Genomic DNA, 19,119 nt, shown 5'->3' with positions numbered 1-19,119 from the left:
TGCTGACACACGATGCCGGAGCCTGCATAATCTGGTCGGTGACAGCAGTGACCCTCAAGGACGTGGCGGTCCGGGCCGGGGTGTCGATCAAGACCGTGTCCAACGTTGTACGTGGCGTCCCGCAGGTGTCGGACGCCACCAGGGAACGGGTGACACGGGCCGTGCGCGAGCTCGGCTACCGCCCGAACCCGTCGGCCCGCCGCCTCCGTACGGGCCGCAGCGGCCTGATCGCCCTCGCCGTCCCCGACCTGGTGACGCCCTACTTCGCGGAGCTGGCCCAGCATGTGCGGGCGGAGGCCGTCGAGCTGGGCCTGACCGTGCTCATCGAGGAGACGATGGGCGACGCGACGGAGGAGTTGCGCCTGGCGACCGGCGTCGGGGCGGCGCTGCTGGACGGCGTGATCCTCTCACCCCTGCACGCCTCGCTGGACGAACTCGCCCCCGTCGCCGACAGGTTCCCCCTGGTGCTGCTCGGCGAGCGCAGCTACGAGCGCGACCAGGTCGCCGCCGACCACGTCCTGATCGACAACATCGCGGCGGCCAGGGAGGCCACCGCGCACCTGGCCGGGCTGGGCCGCCGCAGGATCGCCGCCATCGGCGTGAAGGCGCACTCGGGCGCGACCAGCCGGCAACGTCTGGAGGGTTTCCAGCGGGCGCTGCACGAGGCCGGGCTGACCTACGATCCCCGGCTCGTGCCCCTGGTGGAGCTGTTCGACCGCCACAACGGCCTGCTCGCCATGCGCGCCCTCATGGCGCTGCCGCCCGACGTACGCCCCGACGCGGTCTTCTGCTTCAGCGACCTGCTGGCGGCCGGCGCGCTGCGGGCCCTGTACGAAGCCGGCCTGGACATCCCCGGGCAGGTCGCCGTCGCCAGCATCGACGGCTCGGAGGAGGCGCTCTACAGCACGCCGTCCCTCACCTCCGTGGTCCCCGACAAGGCCGCGATCGCCGCCATGGCCGTACGGAGCCTGGCGGCCCGCATCCGCTCGGAGGAGCCCCTGCCGTTCGAGGTGCACCTGGCCCCGCACCGGCTGGTCGTGCGGGAGTCCACCGACGGGGTACGCAGGCCGCTGCCGTGATCCCCGCTCAGAAGGCGGACAGGAGAGCCTGACGGAATTCGGCCGCCGTCTGGAAGCCGATGGCGGGACGTTCGGTGAGTGCCCGGTCGATGACCTCGGCCAGCGGGCGCGGGATCGAGGGGTCGCGCTGCCGGATGGGCACCGCGGGTGACTGGAGCACGGTCTGCCAGACGTCCTTGGCGGGGGAGAAGTCACGCGGGTAGGCGCCGGTCAGGCAGTGGTAGAGGGTGGCGGCCATGGCCCACACATCGACCGCGGGGGTGGCGTTCTTGAACATCACCACCTGCTGGCGGGGCATGAAGAGAGGCTTGCCGGCGGCGGCCCCGGTACGGGTCAGGCCGCTGAGCCCGTTCTGGTCGAAGGACTTGGCCAGGCCGAAGTCGGCGATCTTGGGTACGTCGGCGAGCAGGATGTTGTGCGGGCTGAGATCGCGGTGGACGACGGTGGCGGCGTGCGCGTGCGCCAGGCCGTTCAGGGCCTGGACGATCAGCGGGACGGCCTCGTGCGCGGGCAGGCGGCCACCGCGCTGCCGCAACAACTCGTCCAGGCTGCCGCCGGGGCAGTATTCGAGGCTGAAGAAGAAGGCGCCGTCGGCGTAGCCGTAGTCGTGCAGCGCGGCGATGTTGGGATGGCGCAGCGTGGCGCCGAAGGCGGCCTCCTGCAGGAAACGCAGGCGCGCCTCCGCCCGTGCCGCGGCCTTGGGCAGCATGAGCTTCAGCGCGACCTGCCGGCCGGTCCTGGGGTCGTGGGCCAGGTAGACCGCGCCCATGCCGCCACGGCCGAGCAGGCGCAGGAGTTCGTACCCGGCGAGCGGGGCCAGGTCGCGCTCGCCGGCGTGGGCCAGGTCGAGCAGGAGGCGGGCCTTGACATCAGGGTCACCATCTGGATCACCGTCGGCGACCGGGTCGGGGGCGTGCACGTCCACGCGGAAGACCGTCTCGCCGAGCCGGATCTCGTCACCGTCCCGCAGATCGTGCTCGGGGAACCTCAGCGCGGCCGCCTCCCGGGCCGACATGCCCTGCTCGCGCTGCCCGATCTTGGCGCCGTTGACGTAGGTGCCGTTGAGGCTGCCGAAGTCGCGGACGCGGACCTGCGGCGGGTTGATGTCCAGCAGGCAGTGGTGCCGCGAGACGGTGTTGTGGTGCTCGTCGTCGGGCAGGCGCGGCGAGCAGTCCTCGGCCCGGCCGAGCAGGCAGGTGGTGCGCTCGTCGAACACGTAGGAGCCAGGGTCGAGCCGTCCTCTGACCAGGGTGAGCGTGACCGTCGCCGTCATGGCCCGGCCTCCTTCGCATCGGCCGAGAGCTCCCAGTCGAGCTCCCACACCCGCAGGACGCCCGCCTTGTCGATGGTGAGCACCGTCGAGCCGTCGGTGCCGATGGTGATCGTGTCCACGATCTCGGTGTGGCCTTCCAGCAGGCGCAGGGGCCGCCCCGTGGCGACGTCCCAGACGTGGGCCTCGGGTCCCAGAGCGGCGGAGACCGCGAAACGTCCGTCGGCGCTGACGGCGAGCTTGGACGCGGCGTGCCGCAGCGGATCGAAGGCCCGCACGTCGCCACCGGTCGTCGCGTCCCACATGCGGATCCGGTTCGCGTCCGGCTCGTCCCGTTTCGTAAGCACCTCGGCGCCGGCGAAAACGGCCGAGCCGTCGGCGCTGAGGCAGATCGAGCGCACGCCGTACACCCGTGGATCGAGCGTGAGCAGGCAGCGGCCGTCGGCCAGGTCCCAGACTCTGATCAGCGTGGGCTTGCCCGACCTCGGATCCCGGTGGCTGTCCTGCCCGGCCGACAGCGCGCGGCGGCCGTGCTCGTCGATCCAGACCTTGACCGGGTGCGGGCCGGGCAGAGTCATCAGGCACTCGCCGGTGAAGGCGTCCCAGAGCCTGATGCTGCCCTCGACACCGTGCGCGAGCAGGGCCAGCCGCCCGTCACCGCTGAGCGCCCTGCCGTGTGACCTGGGCACGCTGACCGCGTTCACACATCGGTCCGTTGCCACCTCCCACACCTTGAGCGTGTCGTTCGCGCCCGTGGAGGTGAGGTGCCTGCCGTCCGGGCTGAACCGCAGGTTGCCCACCGCGCGCTGCCCGCTGTCGATGGAGCGCAGGAGTTGTCCCGAGGACACCTCCCAGAGCTGGATGCGCCCTTCGGGGCCGGCGGTGGCGGCCAGCCGCCCGTCCCGGCTCAGGTCCACGGTGCTCGCGCCGCTCTCCCCGTCCGCGCGGGTCCGCATCGTCCGCGCGACCCAGGCGGTACGCAGGCCGCCGCGCCCGGTGCGGCGGCCCAGCGCCTTCCACATCTCGACGACCCGCGGCAGGCGTTCGCAGCCGGGGATCGCCCTGGCCTGCCTGAGCGAGTCCAGCGCTTCGGCGTGCGCGCCGGAGCCCATCGCCGCTCCCGCCCGTTCCAGCAGGGTCTCCAGCCGGAGTTCGTGCCCGGACAACTCGCTCTGCGCGCGGGGGCGGCTGATCCGCAGGGGAGCCTCGAAACGCCCTGGCAGCCGCCAGGTCCGCGAGGTCCCGTCCTGGCTCACCGACGTCGCGTGACGGCCGTCGGGGTGCAGCCGGACGGCGTCCACCCGGTCCTCATGGCCCAGGTACGTACGCAGGCAGCGCCCATGTTCGAGATCCCAGACCTCAACGCTCCCCGACCAGCAGCCGACGAGCAGGAGGCGCTCGTCGGCACCGAGTTCGACCGACTTGACCTGGTGCCCCGGAGGGAACCTGAGTGTGCGCAGCAGCCGCCCGGAGTCCCGTTCCCAGACGCGCAGCACCTGGTTCATCCCGGCCGCGATCACCGTGCGCTCACCGGGCCCGAACCGCAGCAGGCCGCAGTGCGAGCCGTCCACCTCCCACAGTGGCCGGCCGCCGCGCACGTCCCACAGCCGGATGTTGCCGGGGTCGCCGCCGAAGGCCGTCACCGCGAGCCTGCCGTCGGCGCTCAGCTCCAGCAACCCCGCGCTGTCGTGCCCGTCAAGGATTGCCCGCCTTTCCCCACGGGCGAAATCCCAGACCTGGATCCTGCCGTCGGCCTCGACCCAGGCGGCCACCGACCCGTCGGCGCTGATCCGCACGGGAGAGGTCGCGCTGTTCAGCAGCAGCGAGTCCGGCGGCGCGTACGTCCGGTGGACCATGATGCCCTCGCGCGCCTCCGCCTCCTCGATCTCCCGCCGCCGCCGCTCCCCGTTGCCGTCCCGCCAGCGGGTGACCCGCGCTACGGTCAGGCAGGCACTGCCCGGCAGATCCCAGCACCGGATGGTCCCGTCCAGCGCCGCCGACACCGCCCGCCGTCCGTCCGCGCTGACGTCCACGGAGTTCACCCGGTCGTCGTGCCCGTGCAGGGTGCGCACGGTCCGTCCGTCGCGGGCGTCAAGAAGCCTGACGGTACGGTCCTCGGCCCCGGTGAGCGCCAGCCGTCCGCCGGCGGCCAGGCGGATCTCGTATCCGTACGGCGGCCTGGCGTAGGTGCGCCAGGGGATCCGCAACGTCTCGACGCAGCTCGCGTCGACGACCTCCGCCGACCTCAGCAGGTGCTTCTCCGGGAGGGCGCACTGTTCCAGCAGGGCACGGGCCGAGGTCAGGTCGCCGCGCTCCAGGTGCACGAGCGCGCGGGCGAGCACCGTCTCGGCGGGATCGTCCAGCTCCTTGCCCAGGCGGGCCAGCGTCGTCAGCGCCTGCTCGTCGGTGACCTCGCCGCGGCGCCAGCGCAGCAGTTCGGCGTTGAAGGTGGCGGCGACGTGGTGGGGGTCGGCGCGCAGCGCGGCGGCGAGCGCCCGGTCCGCCTCGCCGGTCCTGCCGAGGTCGAGGAGGGACAACGCCCGGTTGTTCAGCTCGTCGGCGCGCAGGTCGGCGGCCGTGGGCGGGCGTCTCGGATACGGGCGGCCGGTGATCCGCCGGTGGCTGTCGCGCAGGCGCGCGGCGAGGTCGGCCATGGTGGCGGGACGGGCGCGCGGGTCGTGGGCGAGGCAGGCCAGCAGCAGGTCGGCGACGTCGCCGGGGATCTCGGGGAGCGCCGGGTCGGACGGTGGCGAGTCGCGGTGCAGTCGCAACGACTCGGCGGCGGCGATGCCGTACAGCCAGGTCGGGCCGCCCGTGAACATGGCCAGGACGGAGACCGCGAAGCTGTAGACGTCGGTCGCCCGGCCGAGGGGGTCGCCGGCCAGTTGCTCGGGAGAGGCGTACAGAGGGGTCATCAGGCCGCCGTTCGGCACCAGGACGCTCTGGCCCGGACGGGCCTGTGGCTCGCGCGATCTTTCCGCCGGATGAGTCTCTCCCGGGTGCGGCCGGTGCGCGCGGGGTCCTGGTCGCCGGGCCGCCGCGAGACCGAAGTCGGTGACCTTGGCCGTCCAGCCGTCGCCGAGCAGCATGTTGGCCGGCTTCACGTCCCGGTGCACCAGGCCCTGGGCGTGGGCGTGTTCGAGCCCCCAGGCGAGCTGCACCGCCAGATCGAGGATCCTGGCGAGCACCTCCCGGGGGTCGCCCGCGTACAGGCGGCGGTCGTCGATGTGATCGTCGAGCGCGCCGCCGGGGACGTACTCGGCGAAGACCGTCGGGACCCCGTCGATGGTGCGGACGTAGTGGCATCCGCAGACGTTCGGATGGAGACCGAGGCCGACCCAGTGCTCCGCCTCGGCCGCGAACCGCTCGCGGTCGGCTTCACCGGCGAACATGTCCCGCAACGGGACCTTCACCGCGAGATCCGTGCCCCATTCCCGGTGGCGCACCAGATACACCGCGCCCATCCCGCCCCGGCCGAGCTCGCGGATCACCTCGTAGCGGCCGTCGACCACGTGGCCGGGCCGCCAGACGAGCGCGCTTTCACGTCCCCCGGCCATCTGCGAGCCCCTTTGATCACTTCGCCCTTGATCGTCGCAAGTGTATGCATGACAGGTGAATGGGGAGGCGGGATGGCGGCGCGGGCCGTCCCGCGGCCCGCTGATGGTCGCTCGTCGTTCAACCTCGCGTCACACCGAGGTCGACTGGGCGGTACGCGAAGTGCCCGCCGTGGCCTGCTCCGGCCGGACGCGGCGGCGGCGGGCCGGCATGCCCAGCGTCGGGTTGGCGACGCCCCAGGCGGCGCTCCTGCAGACCACTTCCTTGTAGACGGCGGCGAGCCATCCGGTCAGGACCGCCCCCACCGCGCGGTCGTCGGCGGTGACGTACTGGATCAGGCCCTCCCTGCGGCCCAGAGACACGCACTGGCTGACGTAGCGGATCCCCAGGTCTGGGACCTTCCCGCCGGTCAGGCGGGCCGCGATGGCGTCGGCGGCCTGCCACGAGGTCGGGCCGCCCGAGGCGCACGACATCCGCAGCGGCTTGTCGCCGGGGCCCATCGCCATGGCGGCGTCGCCGACGGCGTACACGTCCGGGTGCGAGATCGAGCGCATGGTCCCGTCCACCACGATCTGGCCGTTGTCGGCGAGCTCCAGGGAGGTCCTCTTGGAGAGCGTGTGGACCGCGAAGCCGGTGGTCCAGACGGTCACCGTGGCCGGGATGGACCCGCCGTCGGCGGTGGTCACGCGGTCGGCCTCGACTCCGGTGACCGAGGTGTGCTCGTGCGCGGTGATGCCGAGCCTGCCGAAGACCTTGCGCAGGTGCTCGCGGCCCTTGGGGGCCAGCCAGTCGCCGAGGTCGCCGCGGGCGGCCAGGGCGACGCCGAGGTCCGGGCGGGCCTCGGCGATCTCGGTGACGGCCTCCAGGCCGGTCAGGCCGCCGCCGACCACGACCACGGACTGCCCGGCGTCGAGGCGGGCCAGGCGCTCACGCAGCTTGAGGGCTCCGGGGCGGCCGGCGATCTGGTACGCGTGCTCGGCGGTCCCGGGCACGCCCTGGGGGTCCCAGCCGCTGCCGAGGGCGTAGACGAGAGTGTCAAAGGAGAGTTCTTCGGTTGCGTCGGTGACGGTGACGGTCTTGTGGTCCACGTCGATGCCGGTGACCTTGGCCAGCCGTACTTCGACGCCGGTGCCCGCGAACATCTCGCTGAACGGCCGGGGCTTGAGGTCCTGGCCGGTCGCCAGCTGGTGCATGCGGACCCGTTCCACGAAATCGGGCTCGGCGTTGACGAGGGTTATGGAGACGTCCTCGCGGCGCAACCGCTTGGCGAGACGGCCGGCGGCGATGGCCCCGGTGTATCCGGCGCCGAGAACGATGATGTGGTGCTTCACTTCGTTGCTCCTGTTCTGCGCGGGTTGTGCCCCTTGAACCGGGCGGCCCGCCGTTTCCTGACAGGAAAACGGTGTGAAGCACCTCACATCGCGTTCAGAAGGCGTTGAGCAGCGGCTCCCCATGGTCGGTGGCGGCCCAGCGCGCGGTCGCGCGTCCGAGCTTGTCCGGGTTGACCTGGCTGCGGAAGGCGGCGATGCCCCCGGCGGTGGCCTCCAGGCAGAGCACGCCGATGACCCGGCCGTCCAGGACGGCCACGATGGCGGGGTCGCCGTTGGCGGTCCAGGCATAGACCTCGGGGGAGCCGCCGAGCAGGTCGCGCTTGGCCTTGCCGGGCTGGAACAGGCCGCGCAGGAACCTGGCGACCGCGACGGCCCCCACCCACGGCGTCGTCCTGGCCGGGATCTTCCCGCCGCCGTCGCCGACCGAGATGGCGTCCGAGGTGAGCAGCCGCACCAGCGGCTCGGTCCGGCCGCTGGTGGCGGCGGCCAGGAACTCCTCGACGATCCGGCGGGCGGCGGCCTCGTCCACCTCTTCACGGGGCTTGCCGTCCGCGACGTGCTTCTTGGCGCGGTGGAAGATCTGCTGGCTGGCGGCCTCGGTGAGGTCCAGGATCTGGGCGATCTCCCGGTGCGGGTAGTCGAAGGCCGCGCGCAGCACGTACACGGCCCGTTCGTTGGGGGACAGGCGTTCCATGAGGGTGAGGACCGCGTACGAGACCGAGTCGCGCTGCTCGGCGGTGTCGGCGGGGCCGAGCATCGGGTCGCCCGCGAGCAGCGGCTCTGGCAGCCATTCGCCGACGTAGGTCTCGCGGCGCGCCCGCGCGGAGGTCAGCTCCGTGCGGCACAGGTTGGTGAGCACCTTCGTCAGCCAGGCCTCGGGGACCTCGATGCGGCCGGCGTCGGCGGCCTGCCAGCGCAGGAACGTCTCCTGCACGGCGTCCTCGGCCTCCGCCGCGGAGCCGAGCATGCGGTAGGCGATGGCCTCCAGGCGCGGCCTGGCGGCCTCGAACCGATCGACCTCGTCCGCGGTCAGCGACATGGCCCGATACTAAGCCAGCCGTTAATCAAAGCGAGATGGCGCCGGTCAGCAGCGCGGCCGCGGTCATGACCAGGGTGGTCGCGAAGGCCCAGCCGAAGATGAACCGCTGGTGCTGACCGAGTTGCACCCCGCTCATCCCGACCAGGATGAACGTCGCGGCCGTCAGCGGGCTCAGCGGGAAGCCGGTCGTCATCTGGCCGAGGATGGCCGCCCTGGCGATCTCGGCGGACTCGATGCCGAAGCCGCCCGCGGTCTGCGCGAGCACCGGCAGCACGCCGAAGTAGTAGGCGTCCGGGGTGAAGACCAGGCTCAGCGGCATGCCCGTGACCGCCACCAGCACCGGCAGGTGGCCGCCGAAGGATTCGGGGATGACGCCGACGAAGGCGGCGGCCATCTCGTCGATCATCTTGGTGCCGGTGAGAATGCCGGTGAACACGCCCGCCGCGAAGATCATCGTGGTGACGAGGACGACGCTCTTGGCGTGCCTCTCAAGCAGTTCCTGCTGCTTCTCCCAGGTGGGGTGGTTGACGATCGCGGCGATCGCGAAGCCGATCACGAACAGCACCGGCAGCGGCATCACCTGCGTCACCAGTCCCACCAGCAGCGCGACGGTCAGGGCCAGGTTGAACGCGGTCAGCAGCGGGTGCCGGGTGCGGGCCGGGGCGAGCGGCGTCCCCGGCCCGCCCCCGGCCACCGGGACGGCCTCCCGATCGAGGGAGAGCGCGCCGAGCCGCCGCCGCTCACGCAGCCCGATCAGGTACGACGCCACGAGCACCCAGGCGATCCCGGCGGCCATCGCGGGCAGCACCGGCGTGAACACCTGCGAGCTGTCCAGCTTCAGCACCGCCATCGCCCGCGCGGTCGGCCCGCCCCAGGGCACCATGTTCATCACGCCCGCCCCGAGGCAGACCACCCCGGTCAGCACCAGCGGGCTCATCCGCAGCCGTTTGTAGACCGGCAGCAGCGCCGACACCGTGATGAGGAAGGTCGAGGCCCCGTCCCCGTCCAGGGCCACGCACATGGTCAGCACCGCCGTGCCGACCGCGATCCGCAGCGGGTCGTCCTTGGCCAGCCGCAGGATGCCCCTGATCAGCGGGTCGAACAGCCCGGTGTCGATCATCAGGCTGAAGTACAACACCGCGAAGGCGATCATGATGCCGGTGGGTGCCACCTTGGCCAGCCCGTCGAGGATCATCGGCCCCATCTCACCCCCGAACCCGGCCACGAGCGCCGCCAGTGCCGGTATCAGCACCAGAGCGGTGAGCACCGAGACGCGCTTGGTCATGGTGAGCACCAGGAACAGGCCGATGGTGAGGAAGCCCAGGGTCGCGATCATCGGGATCCTTTCGGGGGTTACGGAGAAGTTTCCGAGCGCCGGCCTTTCACGTCCACCATCAGTGGTGGATTTATCCATGCGGTTTGCGCAAAGGTAGGCAAGGTGGAACCAGCCCTCCGCCAGCTCGCCGCCTACGCCGCCGTGGCCAGAGCGGCGAGCTTCACCGCCGCGGCGCACCGCCTGCGCGTCTCCCAGTCCACGCTGAGCCGCGCGGTCGCCGACCTCGAACGCACGCTCGGGGTGCGGCTGCTCGAACGCGACACCCGCAACGTGCAGCTCACCGCGGCGGGCGTGGAGACGCTGCGGGTGGCCGAGCAGATCGTCGCCGCGCACGAGTCGGGCATGAAGGAGCTGCGGCGCTACCTGCTCGGCGAGTCGGGCGTGGTCGCCGTCGCCACCCTGCCCTCGGTCGCCGCGGTGCTGCTGCCACGCATGATCTCCGCCTTCCGCGGGCGGCGTCCCGACGTCTCCGTACGCATCATGGACGGCCTCGAACGCGCCGTGCTGGGCCGGGTGTTGTCCGGCGACGCCGACTTCGCGATCACCACGGTCCGCGCGTCGTCGGAGCAGTTCGAGCACCGCCCGCTCATCCGCGACCAGTTCCACGCCGTGCTGCCCGAGGGGCATCGGCTGGCCGAGCGCGAGGAGGTCACCTGGGTGGAGCTGGCGGCGGAGCCGTTCCTGGCCGTCGGGCGCGAGTCGAGCGTGCGCCGGCTCACCGACGCGGCCTTCGACCAGGCGGGGGCCGGCGTCACCCTGGCCGCGGAGGCGAGCAACGTGGCGACCGTGGGCGGCCTGGTGGCCGCCGGCCTCGGCGTGTCGGCGATGCCCGCGCTGGTCCTGCCCCTGCTGATCCCGGGGCAGGTGGTCCACCGGCGGCTGGCCGACCCGGTGGTGGATCGCCGCCTGGACGTGGTGGTCCGCGCCCGCCGCACCCTGCCGCTCGCGGCGGCCGCCTTCCTCGACCTCCTCGAAGGCTTCCGTACGGAGGAGCTGCCGCCGGGCGTCTCCTGGGTTGATGCGTAACCGGAGTAGCCGCCGGGGCGTCTCCTGGGTGAATGCGTAACCGGAGTAGCCGCCGGGGCATCTCCTGGGTCCATGGGTAACCGGAGTAGCTGCCGGGGCATCTCCTGGGTCCATGCGTAAACAGCATGAATTTATCGACTTCTCGTGCTGGACCCGCATTTCTGTCCTTGGGCAGGATGACATCACCGGACGGCGGCGAAGGAGTTCTTGCGTGGCGAGCGGACAGCAGCACGGCCAGGGGCAGTTGCGCGGGCTGAAGGTGGTGGAGTTCGCCCATGTGGTGGCCGGGCCGCTGGCCGGCTCGATGCTGGCCGACCAGGGCGCGGACGTGGTGCACGTCGAACCCACCGGGACGGGCGACGCCGCCCGCTCGATGGGGCCGACCCGGGACGGCGTGCCGCTGTGGTTCAAGGTGGCCGGCCGCAACAAACGTTCCGTCACACTCAACCTGCACGCCCCGGAGGGCCGGAAGGTCGCCCACCGGCTCGTGGCCTGGGCCGACGTCGTGATCGTCACCCTGCGGGCCGGCCGGCTGCGCTCCTGGGAGCTCGACTGGGAGGCCGTGCACCGGCTCAACCCCAAGGCCGTGCTGCTCCAGATCTCCGGGTACGGCGCTACGTCGTCGCTGGCCGACGCGCCGGGGTTCGGCAAGGTGGGGGAGGCCAGGAGCGGGGTGGTGCACCTGACCGGGTTCCCCGACGGGCCGCCCGTGCACACCGGCTTCTCACACGGGGACGCGGTGACCGGGCTGATGGGCGCGTACGCGGTGCTCGCCGCCCTGCACCGCAAGGCCAACGACCCCGGCTTCGACGGGGAGTGGATCGACCTGGCGCTGTTCGAGCCGCTGTTCCGGCTGGTCGAGTGGCAGGTCATCGCGCACGACCAACTCGGGGACGTGCCCGCGCGATCGGGCAACCAGCTCGCCGTGGCGCCCGCCGCCGTGATCAACACCTATCGGTCGCGCGACGGCGACTGGATCACCGTCACCTCCGCGACCCTGCGCTCGGTGCTGAACGTCGTACGCCTGCTCGGGCTGCCCGAGGCCGAGTTCGCCACCACCGCGCAGCAGCTCGCCGGCCGGGAACGGCTCGACGACGGGCTGCGCGCCTGGGTGGCCGAGCGCGGGACCGAGGCGTGCCTGAGCGCGTTCGCCGAGGCGGAGGTGGTCGCCTCACGTGTGTTCAGCGCCGCCGACATCGCCGCCGATCCCGTCTACGCCGAACGCGAGGACATCGTCACCGTCGAGGACCCCGACCTCGGGCCGGTACGCATGCAGGCCGTCATCCCCCGCTTCCACCAGGTGCCGGGCGGTGTCTGGCGCACCGGGCCCGCGCTCGGGCAGGACAACGATCTCGTCTACCGGGAGTGGCTCGGCCTGGGAGCTGACGAACTGGCGGAACTGGAGGAGTCCGGTGTCATCTGATCGGCCGCCGTTGCGGTCGCTGCTGTTCGTGCCGGGGAATCGTACGGACTGGCTGGTCAAGGCGCGTGCGGCGGGGGCGGACGCCGCGATCCTCGACCTGGAGGACGCCGTCCCGTCCGCGGGGAAGACCGCCGCCCGCGAGGAGGTCGCGCGGGCGATCGCGGGCGCGTCCGGTGACACGGCGCAAGGCACGGGAGAGTCCGGTGACACGGCGCCGGGCGCGGGGGGAGTCGCGGGGGCGGCTGGTGGTATGGCGTTGTTCGTCCGGGTCAATCCCCTGGACGGCTGGGGCGGGGCCGAGGACCTGCGCGCCGTCGCCCGTGCCGGTCTCGCCGGGGTCGTCCTGCCCAAGGTCGCGGGGCCGGCCGACGTGATCGTCGCCGACCGCCTGCTCACCTGGTGCGAACGCGAGAACGGCCTGCCGGAAGGACACATCGCCCTGGTCCCGCTGCTGGAGAGCGCGGCCGCGTTGCGCGGTGCGTACGAGATCGCCGGGGCCGCCTCCCGGGTCGCCTACCTGGGGGCGGTCACCGGCAAGGGCGGCGACGTGGAGCAGGCCGTCGGCTACCGCTGGACCCCAGGGGGCGCCGAGACGCTGGCCCTGCGCTCCCGCGTGCTCCTGGACGTGCGCGCGGCGGGCGTCCCGTGCCCGGTCGCGGGCCTGTGGACGCCCATCGCCGACCTGGACGGGCTGCGTTCGTTCGCCGAGCAGAACCGTGCGCTGGGTTACGAGGGCATGATGGCCATCCATCCCTCCCACGTCCCGGTCATCAACGAGGTCTTCTCACCCACCGCCGAGGAACTGGACCGCTACGAGCGGATGATCGCCGCCGTGGAGCACGCCCAGGCCGCCGGCGCAGGCGCGGTCACCTTCGAGGGCGACATGGTCGACGAGGCAATGGCGGCACGGGCCCGCGCCGCCCTGCGTCGCGCACGCCGGTCAAACTGAGCTGCGCGCCGAGCAACCCACCTGCGCGCCGAGCAAACTGAGCTGCGCGCTGAGCAAGCTGAGCTGCCCGTCGCCGGAGTGAACCGAGGCGTCCGGGGGTCAGTCCGAGGCGTCCGCCGTCACGGACGTCGTCGCGGGCTGCGCGCGGATCTGGGTGATGGCGTGTCCCTCAATGGCGGCGATCTGCAGGTGCCAGCCGTCGGCCGTGACGCTCTCGCCGGGCGCGGTGGGCACGTGGCCCAGCAGCGCGAGTACCAGGCCGGCCACGGTCGTGTAGTCGCCCTCGGGCCGGCTGCCGAGGTGGATGTTCAGATCGGGCAGGTCGTGAATGGGGAAGCTGCCGGGCAGCACCATGCTGCCGTCGGCCTCGGGGCGGATCTCGATGACGTCGCGGTCGGTCTCGTCGTAGATCTCGCCGACCACCTCCTCCAGCAGGTCCTCCAGGGTGACGATGCCGTTGGTCACCCCGTGCTCGTTGATGACGAGGGCGAACTGCTGGCGCTCGGTCTTGAAGCGGCGCAGCGCGTCGGCGACGGGCAGCCCGTCGGGCAGCAGCAGCGGCGGCACCGCCACGTCGGCGGCCGTCGTGGCCTTCTCGTCGGTGAGCAGGTCGCGCAGGTTGACGATGCCGACGACGTCGTCGAAGGAGTTGTCGCGGATCACCGGCGCGCGCGAGTGGCCGGAACGGGCCAGCGCCGCGCGGGCCTCCTCGACGGGGGTGTCGGCGTTCAGGGTGAAGACGTCGCGGCGGGAGAGCAGCACCTCGCGCAGCACGCGCTCGCTGATCTCGACGGCGCCGGAGATGATCAGCCGCTGCTCGGCGGTGAAGCCCCGGTGGGTGGCCACCAGGTCGCGGACCTCCTCGGGGCTGATCTCCTCGCGGTGCAGGTCGGGGTCGCCGCCCATGAGCCGTACGGCCACGTCGGTGGACTTGGCCAGCGCCCACACCACCGGCCGGGACAACGTGGAGACGAAGCTGAGCGGCCGGGCGGCCAGCATCGCCCAGGTCTCGGCGCGCTGCATGGCCACGCGCTTGGGCGCGAGCTCGCCGAAGACGAGGGTGAGGAAGGTGAGCACGATGGTCACGAGCACGATGGCCACCGGGTTGGCGCCGGCGCCGAGGAAGGACAACAGCGGCACCAGCGGCTGGGCCAGGGTGACGGCGGCGGTGGCCGAGGCGAGGAAACCGGACAGGGTGATCACGAGCTGGATGGTGGCCAGGAACCGGTTGGGGTCACGGGCCAGGCGTACCAGGGTCCGGCCGCCGGAGCCCTGCTGCTCCAGCCGCCGCAACTGGCCTTCGCGAAGGGAGATCAGCGCCATCTCGCTGCCCGCGAAGATGGCGTTGAGAATGACCAGGATGACGACAAGGGCGAGCTGAAACCAGTAGCCGTCCATGACAGTGGGACTCCTTGAGACGCCGGTGGTGGGAGCGGTGGGAACGCGAGCCGACGTGCACGCTCAGGCCGATCGGTTGCCGCATTGCGCAACTATATAACCGGCTGTGGAGAGCCCGTGGTCAAGGTCGTCGCGCGGTCAGCCGCACCAGGGCCGCCAGTACGAGCCCGTACCCGATGACCAGGGCGAACAACGTCAGATAGGTGCTGAACGGCAGCGCCATCAGGCCGAGCGGCGCGGCCAGCGGGGACAGCGGCAGGAACACCCCGATGGCCGCCAGCGCGGCGGTGGCCACCCAGAGCGGCAGGGGGACGGCGGTGCGCGGGCGCAGCAGCAACATGATGGCGGCCTGGGTGAGCAGGTTCTCCACGAACCAGCCGCTGTGGAAGGCCGCCTGGCCCGTGCCGACCGACCAGCTCAGGGTGGTGAAGGTGAGCAGGTCGGCGGCGGCGTTCAAAGCGCCGAAGCCGAGGATGAAGCGCAGGGTCGCGCGGGGCCGCAACCGGTGCGGGCGTGCCATGCGCGCCGGGTCGGGCCGGTCGAAGGCGAAGGCGAGTTGCGCCGCGTCGAAGCAGAGGTTCTGCAGGAGCACCTGGGCGGGCAACATCGGCAGGAACGGCAACATCAGGCCGGCCACCAGCATCGCCACGACGTTTCCGAGGTTGGAGGACAGGGCCACCCGCAGGTAGGTGACGATGTTGCCGGTGCTGCGCCGGCCCGCGGCGACGGCCTGGCCGATCACGCTGAGATCCTTGCGGGCCAGCACGATGTCGGCCGTCTCGCGGGTGACGTCCACCGCGTCGCGGGGGCAGATGCCGACGTCGGCGGCGCGCATGGCGGGCAGGTCGTTGACGCCGTCGCCCAGGAAGCCGACGGTGTGGCCGGCCCGACGCAGGGCTCGTACGACGCGGGCCTTGTGCTCGGGGGTGCAGCGGGCGAACACCGTCGCGCGGTTGGCCGCCTCGGCCAGCCCGGCGTCGGACAACTCGCCGGCGTCCACCACCTCGACGACCGGCATGCCCAGGTCGCGGCAGATGCGGGCGGCGGTGGCCGGATGGTCGCCCGTGAGCACCTTGGGCTCGCACCCGTGCTGCGACAGTTGCGCCAGCGCGTCGGCGGCGTGCGGGGAGAGCTCGTCCGTCAGCGTGACGTACCCGGCGAGCGTCAGGTCCGGCCGGCCGGCCTCACGGTCGTCGCGGCCATCGGCCACGTGGTCGCGCACCGCGCCGTCGCGGCCGTCGGCGACGTGGTCGCGTGTCGCGTCGTCGCGCCGCAGGGCGACGGCGAGCACCCGCAGCCCGCGATCGGCCAGCCGCCGCGCGGTCCGCTCCGCCTGCTGTTCCGCCTCGGGCGAGACGTGGGCGCAGCGCTCCAGTACGGCCTCGACCGCGCCTTTGACCACGCTCACCCGCGAGGCGCCGTCGTGGACCAGCGCCCGGGAGACGCGGGTGACCGGGTCGAAGGGCCACGCCCGGAGTCCCTCCACGTCGCCGGGGTCCGGCACGCTGTCCAGGATGGCCTCGTCCAGGGCGTCGGGCGCGGGCAGGTCGGCCAGGTGCAGCGTCCAGAAACTGTTGATCGCCGCCCAGCGCAGCACCTCGGGATCCGGCTGGCCGTCCGGCGCGAACGAGCCGTCCACCACGGGACGGTCGCGGGTGAGCGTGCCGGTCTTGTCCAGGCACAACACGTCCGCGGCGCCCAGATCGTGCAGCGCGGGCAGCCGTTTGACGATCACGCCGTCGCGGGCCAGCAGCGCCGCGCCCCTGGCCAGCGCGGTGGTGACCACGACCGGCAACATCTCGGGGGTCAGCCCGACCGCCACCGCCACGGCGAACGGCAGCGCGCCGAGCCCGTCGCCGTGCAGGAGGGCGTTGGCGACCAGCGCGATCGGCGGGATGATGAGCGTGAGCCTGACCAGCGTCCAGGACAGGTCGCTGACCGAGCGGTCGAAGGCCGAGGTGGGCCTCTCCTCCCGGTAGGCGCCGGCCAGCACGGTGTCCGTGCCGGTCGCCGCGACCACCGCCAGCGCGCTGCCGGCGACGACGCTGCTGCCCTGCCAGCACAGGTGGTCCTCGCCGTCGGGCCGGTCGGGCGCCAGCTTGGGCACCGGGGCCGACTCCCCGGTCAGCGCCGCCTGGTGCACGCTCAGGCCGCTGGAGCGCAGCAGCCTGACGTCCGCGGGCACCAGGTCGCCGGGGCCCAGCTTGATCACGTCGCCGGGTACGAGCTGGTCGAGGGGGATCTCGCGTTCGCTCGGCTCGGCGTCGGGCGACGGCCTGCGGCGTACCGTCACCGTGCTCGCGACCAGTTCGCGCAGCGCGGCGGTCGAGCGGTCGGCCCGGTACTCGCCGTTGGCGCGCAGCACGCAACTGGCCGCCACCAGGACGACGATGACGGCGGCGGTGCCCCACGAGGCCACCGTGAGCGAGACCAGGCCCAGGCCGAACAGCACCATCGTGAACGGGTCGCGCAGGCTGCGGGCCAGGCGGCGCGGCCAGGAGAAGGGGCGCCGGAGCGGCAGGACGTTCTCGCCGTGACTGATCAGCCGGGCCTCGGCCTCGGCCTCGGTCAGGCCGCGCGGGCCTGTGCTGAGCCGGCGCAGCAGCTCAAGCTTGCTCGTACGGGCCGTCGAAGCTTCAGGCGCCCAGACCACGAAGACGTCCAGCCGCGGGGCCGGAACGCGTGGCCAGCCGTTCGATCAGGTTCTGCACGGTCGTCACGATGTCGGGGTCGTCGATCAGGTAGACCACCCGGCGGCCCTCACGCCGTGAGCGGACCAGGCCGGCGAGCTTCAGCTTCGCCAGGTGCTGGCTGACCGCGGGAAGGTTGCTGCCCACCCGCTCGGCCAGGCCGGTGACGTCGCACTCGCCCTGGGACAACACCCAGACGATGTGCAGGCGCGGGGGAGAGGACAGCAGCCCGAACGCGGCCGCCGCCTCGGCCAGCACCTCGGCCGACGGATCGCTCGTCTCCGCAGCTGTCATGTGATCTTCCTCCGTCCCGGCCGTAGCCAAGTGTAGGCCGGGATCGGCGGGCAACGACCCGCCGCTCAGGCGGCATCGGCTCCCTTGCTCCGCCCGTCGCCCTGCCCGTCGCCCTGCCCCTTGTCCTGCCCGTGGTCCTGCCGGGCCGCCGCGCGCAGCCGGGCCGCCTGCTCCTCCAGGCGGCGGGCCTGCTCCTCCACGGAGACCGCTGGGCTCGCGGGCTCCTCGTCGTCATGGAGCTTGACCGTCTCGGCCTTGAAGACGCGCAGCGAACGGCCGATCGAGCGGGCGGTGTCGGGCAGCCTCTTGGCCCCGAAGAGAAGGACGAACACCAGCGCGATGATGAGAATCTCGCCCCAGCCCAGTTGCGACATGCGTGCCTCCCGGCCGATAGTTGCTCGGATGCGCAAGTATAGGACTGTGCTCCGGTGCTGATGCGTCGGGCACTCTTACCTTCCTCGTCACGCGCCGTTACCTGGTTGTGTGAAATATCCGGCAATCACCTGGCTGTGCGTATCGTTCGGCTTGCAAACTTCGTCACTCCCGTCTCGGGCGGGCTGCGTACCACGCTCGACGAGCTCGGCGCCGGATACCTCGCCGCCGGTCACGAACCGGTGCTGGTCGTGCCCGGCGAGAGCGCCGGGGACGAGCGGACCCGCGCCGGACGGCGCATCACCGTGCCCGGCCCCTTGGTTCCGGGAATGGGCGGATACCGCGTCATCACGGGCAGGCGGCGGCTGCGCCGGCTGCTCGACGCCCTCGAACCCGACCGGCTCGAAGTGTCGGACCGGACCACGCTGCGCTGGACCGGCTCCTGGGCCAGGGCGGCGGGCGTGCCGTCGGCCATGGTGTCGCACGAGAGCCTGGCGGGGCTGCTGCGCCTGTACCGGCTGCCCGCCCGGACCCTGGCGGACCGGCTCAACCGGGCCAGCGCAGAGGCGTTCGACACGGTGATCTGCACCACCGCCTGGGCCGCCGCCGAGTTCCAGCGGCTCGCCGTACCGAACCTGGTCCGTGTGCCCCTGGGCGTGGACCTCCGCTCCTTCACCCCCGGCAACTTCGACGACGGGCTACGGGCCGGGCTGGCCCGGCCCGGTGAGCTCCTGCTGGTGCACTGCGGCCGGCTCTCGCCGGAGAAACGTCCCGACCGCTCGATCCTGGCCCTGGCCGAGCTGCGGCGCAGGGGCGTGCCCGCGGTGCTGGCCGTGGCCGGCACCGGGCCGCTGCTCGGATCGTTGCGGGCACGGGCCGCCGGGCTGCCGGTGCGTTTCCTCGGGCACCTCGCTGACCGGGACGCGCTGGCCAAACTGCTCGCGACCGCCGACGTGGCGTTCGCGCCGGGCCCGGTCGAGACGTTCGGGCTGGCCGCGCTCGAAGCGCTGGCCAGCGGAACTCCGGTGGTGGTCAGCCGGGACAGCGCCCTGCCCGAGGTCATCGGCCCGGCCGGGGCGGCGGTGGACGACGACCCCGGGGCCTACGCCGACGCGGTCATGAGCCTGCTCGGCCGGGAACGCCGCGAGTCGGCCCGCGCCCGCGCCGAGCACTACACCTGGCCGGCCGCCGTCAGAGGCTTCCTGCGAGCCCACCGCCTGATCGACACGTCAGCGAGCCCCCGATGACCGCCGCCCCTGATCGACCTGCCGGTGAGGCCGCGATGACCGCCGCCCCTGACCGACGTGCCGGTGAGGCCGCGATGACGGCCGCCCCTGATCAACGTGCCGGTGAGGCC

At 72.5% G+C, this 19,119-nt stretch carries 14 protein-coding genes; 5 read left to right on the top strand and 9 right to left on the bottom strand.

Annotated elements, in window-relative coordinates; translation table 11 throughout:
- Window positions 1–38: 38 nt before the first annotated feature.
- Window positions 39–1,079, top strand: a complete 1,041-nt coding sequence (locus tag AB0I81_RS34125; RefSeq protein WP_360665165.1) for a LacI family DNA-binding transcriptional regulator — start codon at window positions 39–41, stop codon at window positions 1,077–1,079.
- Between the two features lie 7 nt (window positions 1,080–1,086).
- On the opposite strand, the gene AB0I81_RS34120 is transcribed toward AB0I81_RS34125, so the two are convergent.
- From AB0I81_RS34120 to AB0I81_RS34100, 5 genes are all read right to left on the bottom strand, one after another.
- Entirely contained in the window at window positions 1,087–2,352 is a 1,266-nt protein-coding gene (locus tag AB0I81_RS34120) for a protein kinase (protein WP_360665162.1), read from the bottom strand.
- Window positions 2,349–5,906 (bottom strand): protein kinase, encoded by a 3,558-nt coding sequence (locus AB0I81_RS34115; protein WP_360665159.1) that lies wholly within the window; start codon window positions 5,904–5,906, stop codon window positions 2,349–2,351. The genes AB0I81_RS34120 and AB0I81_RS34115 overlap by 4 nt, the downstream gene beginning before the upstream one ends.
- A gap of 129 nt (window positions 5,907–6,035) precedes the next feature.
- The gene (locus AB0I81_RS34110) at window positions 6,036–7,235 is read right to left on the bottom strand and encodes an FAD-dependent oxidoreductase (RefSeq protein ID WP_360665156.1); all 1,200 of its coding nucleotides are present in this window, start codon (window positions 7,233–7,235) and stop codon (window positions 6,036–6,038) included.
- Between the two features lie 94 nt (window positions 7,236–7,329).
- Window positions 7,330–8,274 (bottom strand): RNA polymerase sigma factor SigJ, encoded by a 945-nt coding sequence (gene sigJ, locus AB0I81_RS34105; RefSeq protein WP_360665154.1) that lies wholly within the window; start codon window positions 8,272–8,274, stop codon window positions 7,330–7,332.
- A 25-nt stretch (window positions 8,275–8,299) separates the two neighbouring features.
- Window positions 8,300–9,688, bottom strand: a complete 1,389-nt coding sequence (locus tag AB0I81_RS34100) for a citrate:proton symporter (RefSeq protein WP_360665151.1) — start codon at window positions 9,686–9,688, stop codon at window positions 8,300–8,302.
- A gap of 24 nt (window positions 9,689–9,712) precedes the next feature.
- Between AB0I81_RS34100 and AB0I81_RS34095 the strand changes: the two genes are divergently transcribed.
- From AB0I81_RS34095 to AB0I81_RS34085, 3 genes are all read left to right on the top strand, one after another.
- Window positions 9,713–10,636 carry a LysR family transcriptional regulator gene (locus tag AB0I81_RS34095; RefSeq protein ID WP_360665148.1) on the top strand — a complete coding sequence of 308 codons (924 nt, stop codon included), beginning with the start codon at window positions 9,713–9,715 and terminating at the stop codon, window positions 10,634–10,636.
- Between the two features lie 211 nt (window positions 10,637–10,847).
- Window positions 10,848–12,059, top strand: a complete 1,212-nt coding sequence (locus AB0I81_RS34090; protein ID WP_360665145.1) for a CoA transferase — start codon at window positions 10,848–10,850, stop codon at window positions 12,057–12,059.
- Window positions 12,049–13,008 carry a CoA ester lyase gene (locus tag AB0I81_RS34085; protein WP_360665142.1) on the top strand — a complete coding sequence of 320 codons (960 nt, stop codon included), beginning with the start codon at window positions 12,049–12,051 and terminating at the stop codon, window positions 13,006–13,008. The genes AB0I81_RS34090 and AB0I81_RS34085 overlap by 11 nt, the downstream gene beginning before the upstream one ends.
- A 99-nt stretch (window positions 13,009–13,107) precedes the next feature.
- Here the strand turns inward: AB0I81_RS34085 and AB0I81_RS34080 are convergent, their stop codons facing one another.
- The 4 genes from AB0I81_RS34080 to tatA form a co-directional block, all read right to left on the bottom strand.
- Window positions 13,108–14,406 (bottom strand): hemolysin family protein, encoded by a 1,299-nt coding sequence (locus tag AB0I81_RS34080; protein ID WP_360665139.1) that lies wholly within the window; start codon window positions 14,404–14,406, stop codon window positions 13,108–13,110.
- Between the two features lie 121 nt (window positions 14,407–14,527).
- On the bottom strand, window positions 14,528–17,059 hold the full coding sequence (gene mgtA / locus AB0I81_RS34075) for a magnesium-translocating P-type ATPase (protein WP_360665136.1): 2,532 nt from the start codon (window positions 17,057–17,059) through the stop codon (window positions 14,528–14,530).
- Complete coding sequence (locus tag AB0I81_RS34070; RefSeq protein ID WP_360665133.1) at window positions 17,043–17,390, bottom strand: metalloregulator ArsR/SmtB family transcription factor; 348 nt, start codon at window positions 17,388–17,390, stop codon at window positions 17,043–17,045. Before AB0I81_RS34070 ends, mgtA begins: the two co-directional genes overlap by 17 nt.
- Before the next feature lie 65 nt (window positions 17,391–17,455).
- Complete coding sequence (tatA, locus tag AB0I81_RS34065; protein WP_360665131.1) at window positions 17,456–17,764, bottom strand: Sec-independent protein translocase subunit TatA; 309 nt, start codon at window positions 17,762–17,764, stop codon at window positions 17,456–17,458.
- Between the two features lie 135 nt (window positions 17,765–17,899).
- Between tatA and AB0I81_RS34060 the strand changes: the two genes are divergently transcribed.
- The gene (locus tag AB0I81_RS34060; protein ID WP_360665128.1) at window positions 17,900–19,009 is read left to right on the top strand and encodes a glycosyltransferase; all 1,110 of its coding nucleotides are present in this window, start codon (window positions 17,900–17,902) and stop codon (window positions 19,007–19,009) included.
- The last annotated feature ends 110 nt before the right edge of the window (window positions 19,010–19,119 follow it).

Source organism: Nonomuraea sp. NPDC050404, from assembly GCF_040655495.1.
In the GTDB taxonomy this organism is placed as follows: domain Bacteria; phylum Actinomycetota; class Actinomycetes; order Streptosporangiales; family Streptosporangiaceae; genus Nonomuraea.
This window is presented reverse-complemented; position numbering and strand designations above follow the sequence as displayed.

Coding starts and splice junctions, on each gene's coding strand:
- AB0I81_RS34120 (WP_360665162.1), bottom strand. CDS start 2,352: ATGACGGCGACGGTCACGCTCACCCTGGTCAGAGGACGGCTCGACCCT.
- AB0I81_RS34115 (WP_360665159.1), bottom strand. CDS start 5,906: ATGGCCGGGGGACGTGAAAGCGCGCTCGTCTGGCGGCCCGGCCACGTG.
- sigJ (WP_360665154.1), bottom strand. CDS start 8,274: ATGTCGCTGACCGCGGACGAGGTCGATCGGTTCGAGGCCGCCAGGCCG.
- AB0I81_RS34100 (WP_360665151.1), bottom strand. CDS start 9,688: ATGGATAAATCCACCACTGATGGTGGACGTGAAAGGCCGGCGCTCGGA.
- AB0I81_RS34080 (WP_360665139.1), bottom strand. CDS start 14,406: ATGGACGGCTACTGGTTTCAGCTCGCCCTTGTCGTCATCCTGGTCATT.
- AB0I81_RS34070 (WP_360665133.1), bottom strand. CDS start 17,390: ATGACAGCTGCGGAGACGAGCGATCCGTCGGCCGAGGTGCTGGCCGAG.
- tatA (WP_360665131.1), bottom strand. CDS start 17,764: ATGTCGCAACTGGGCTGGGGCGAGATTCTCATCATCGCGCTGGTGTTC.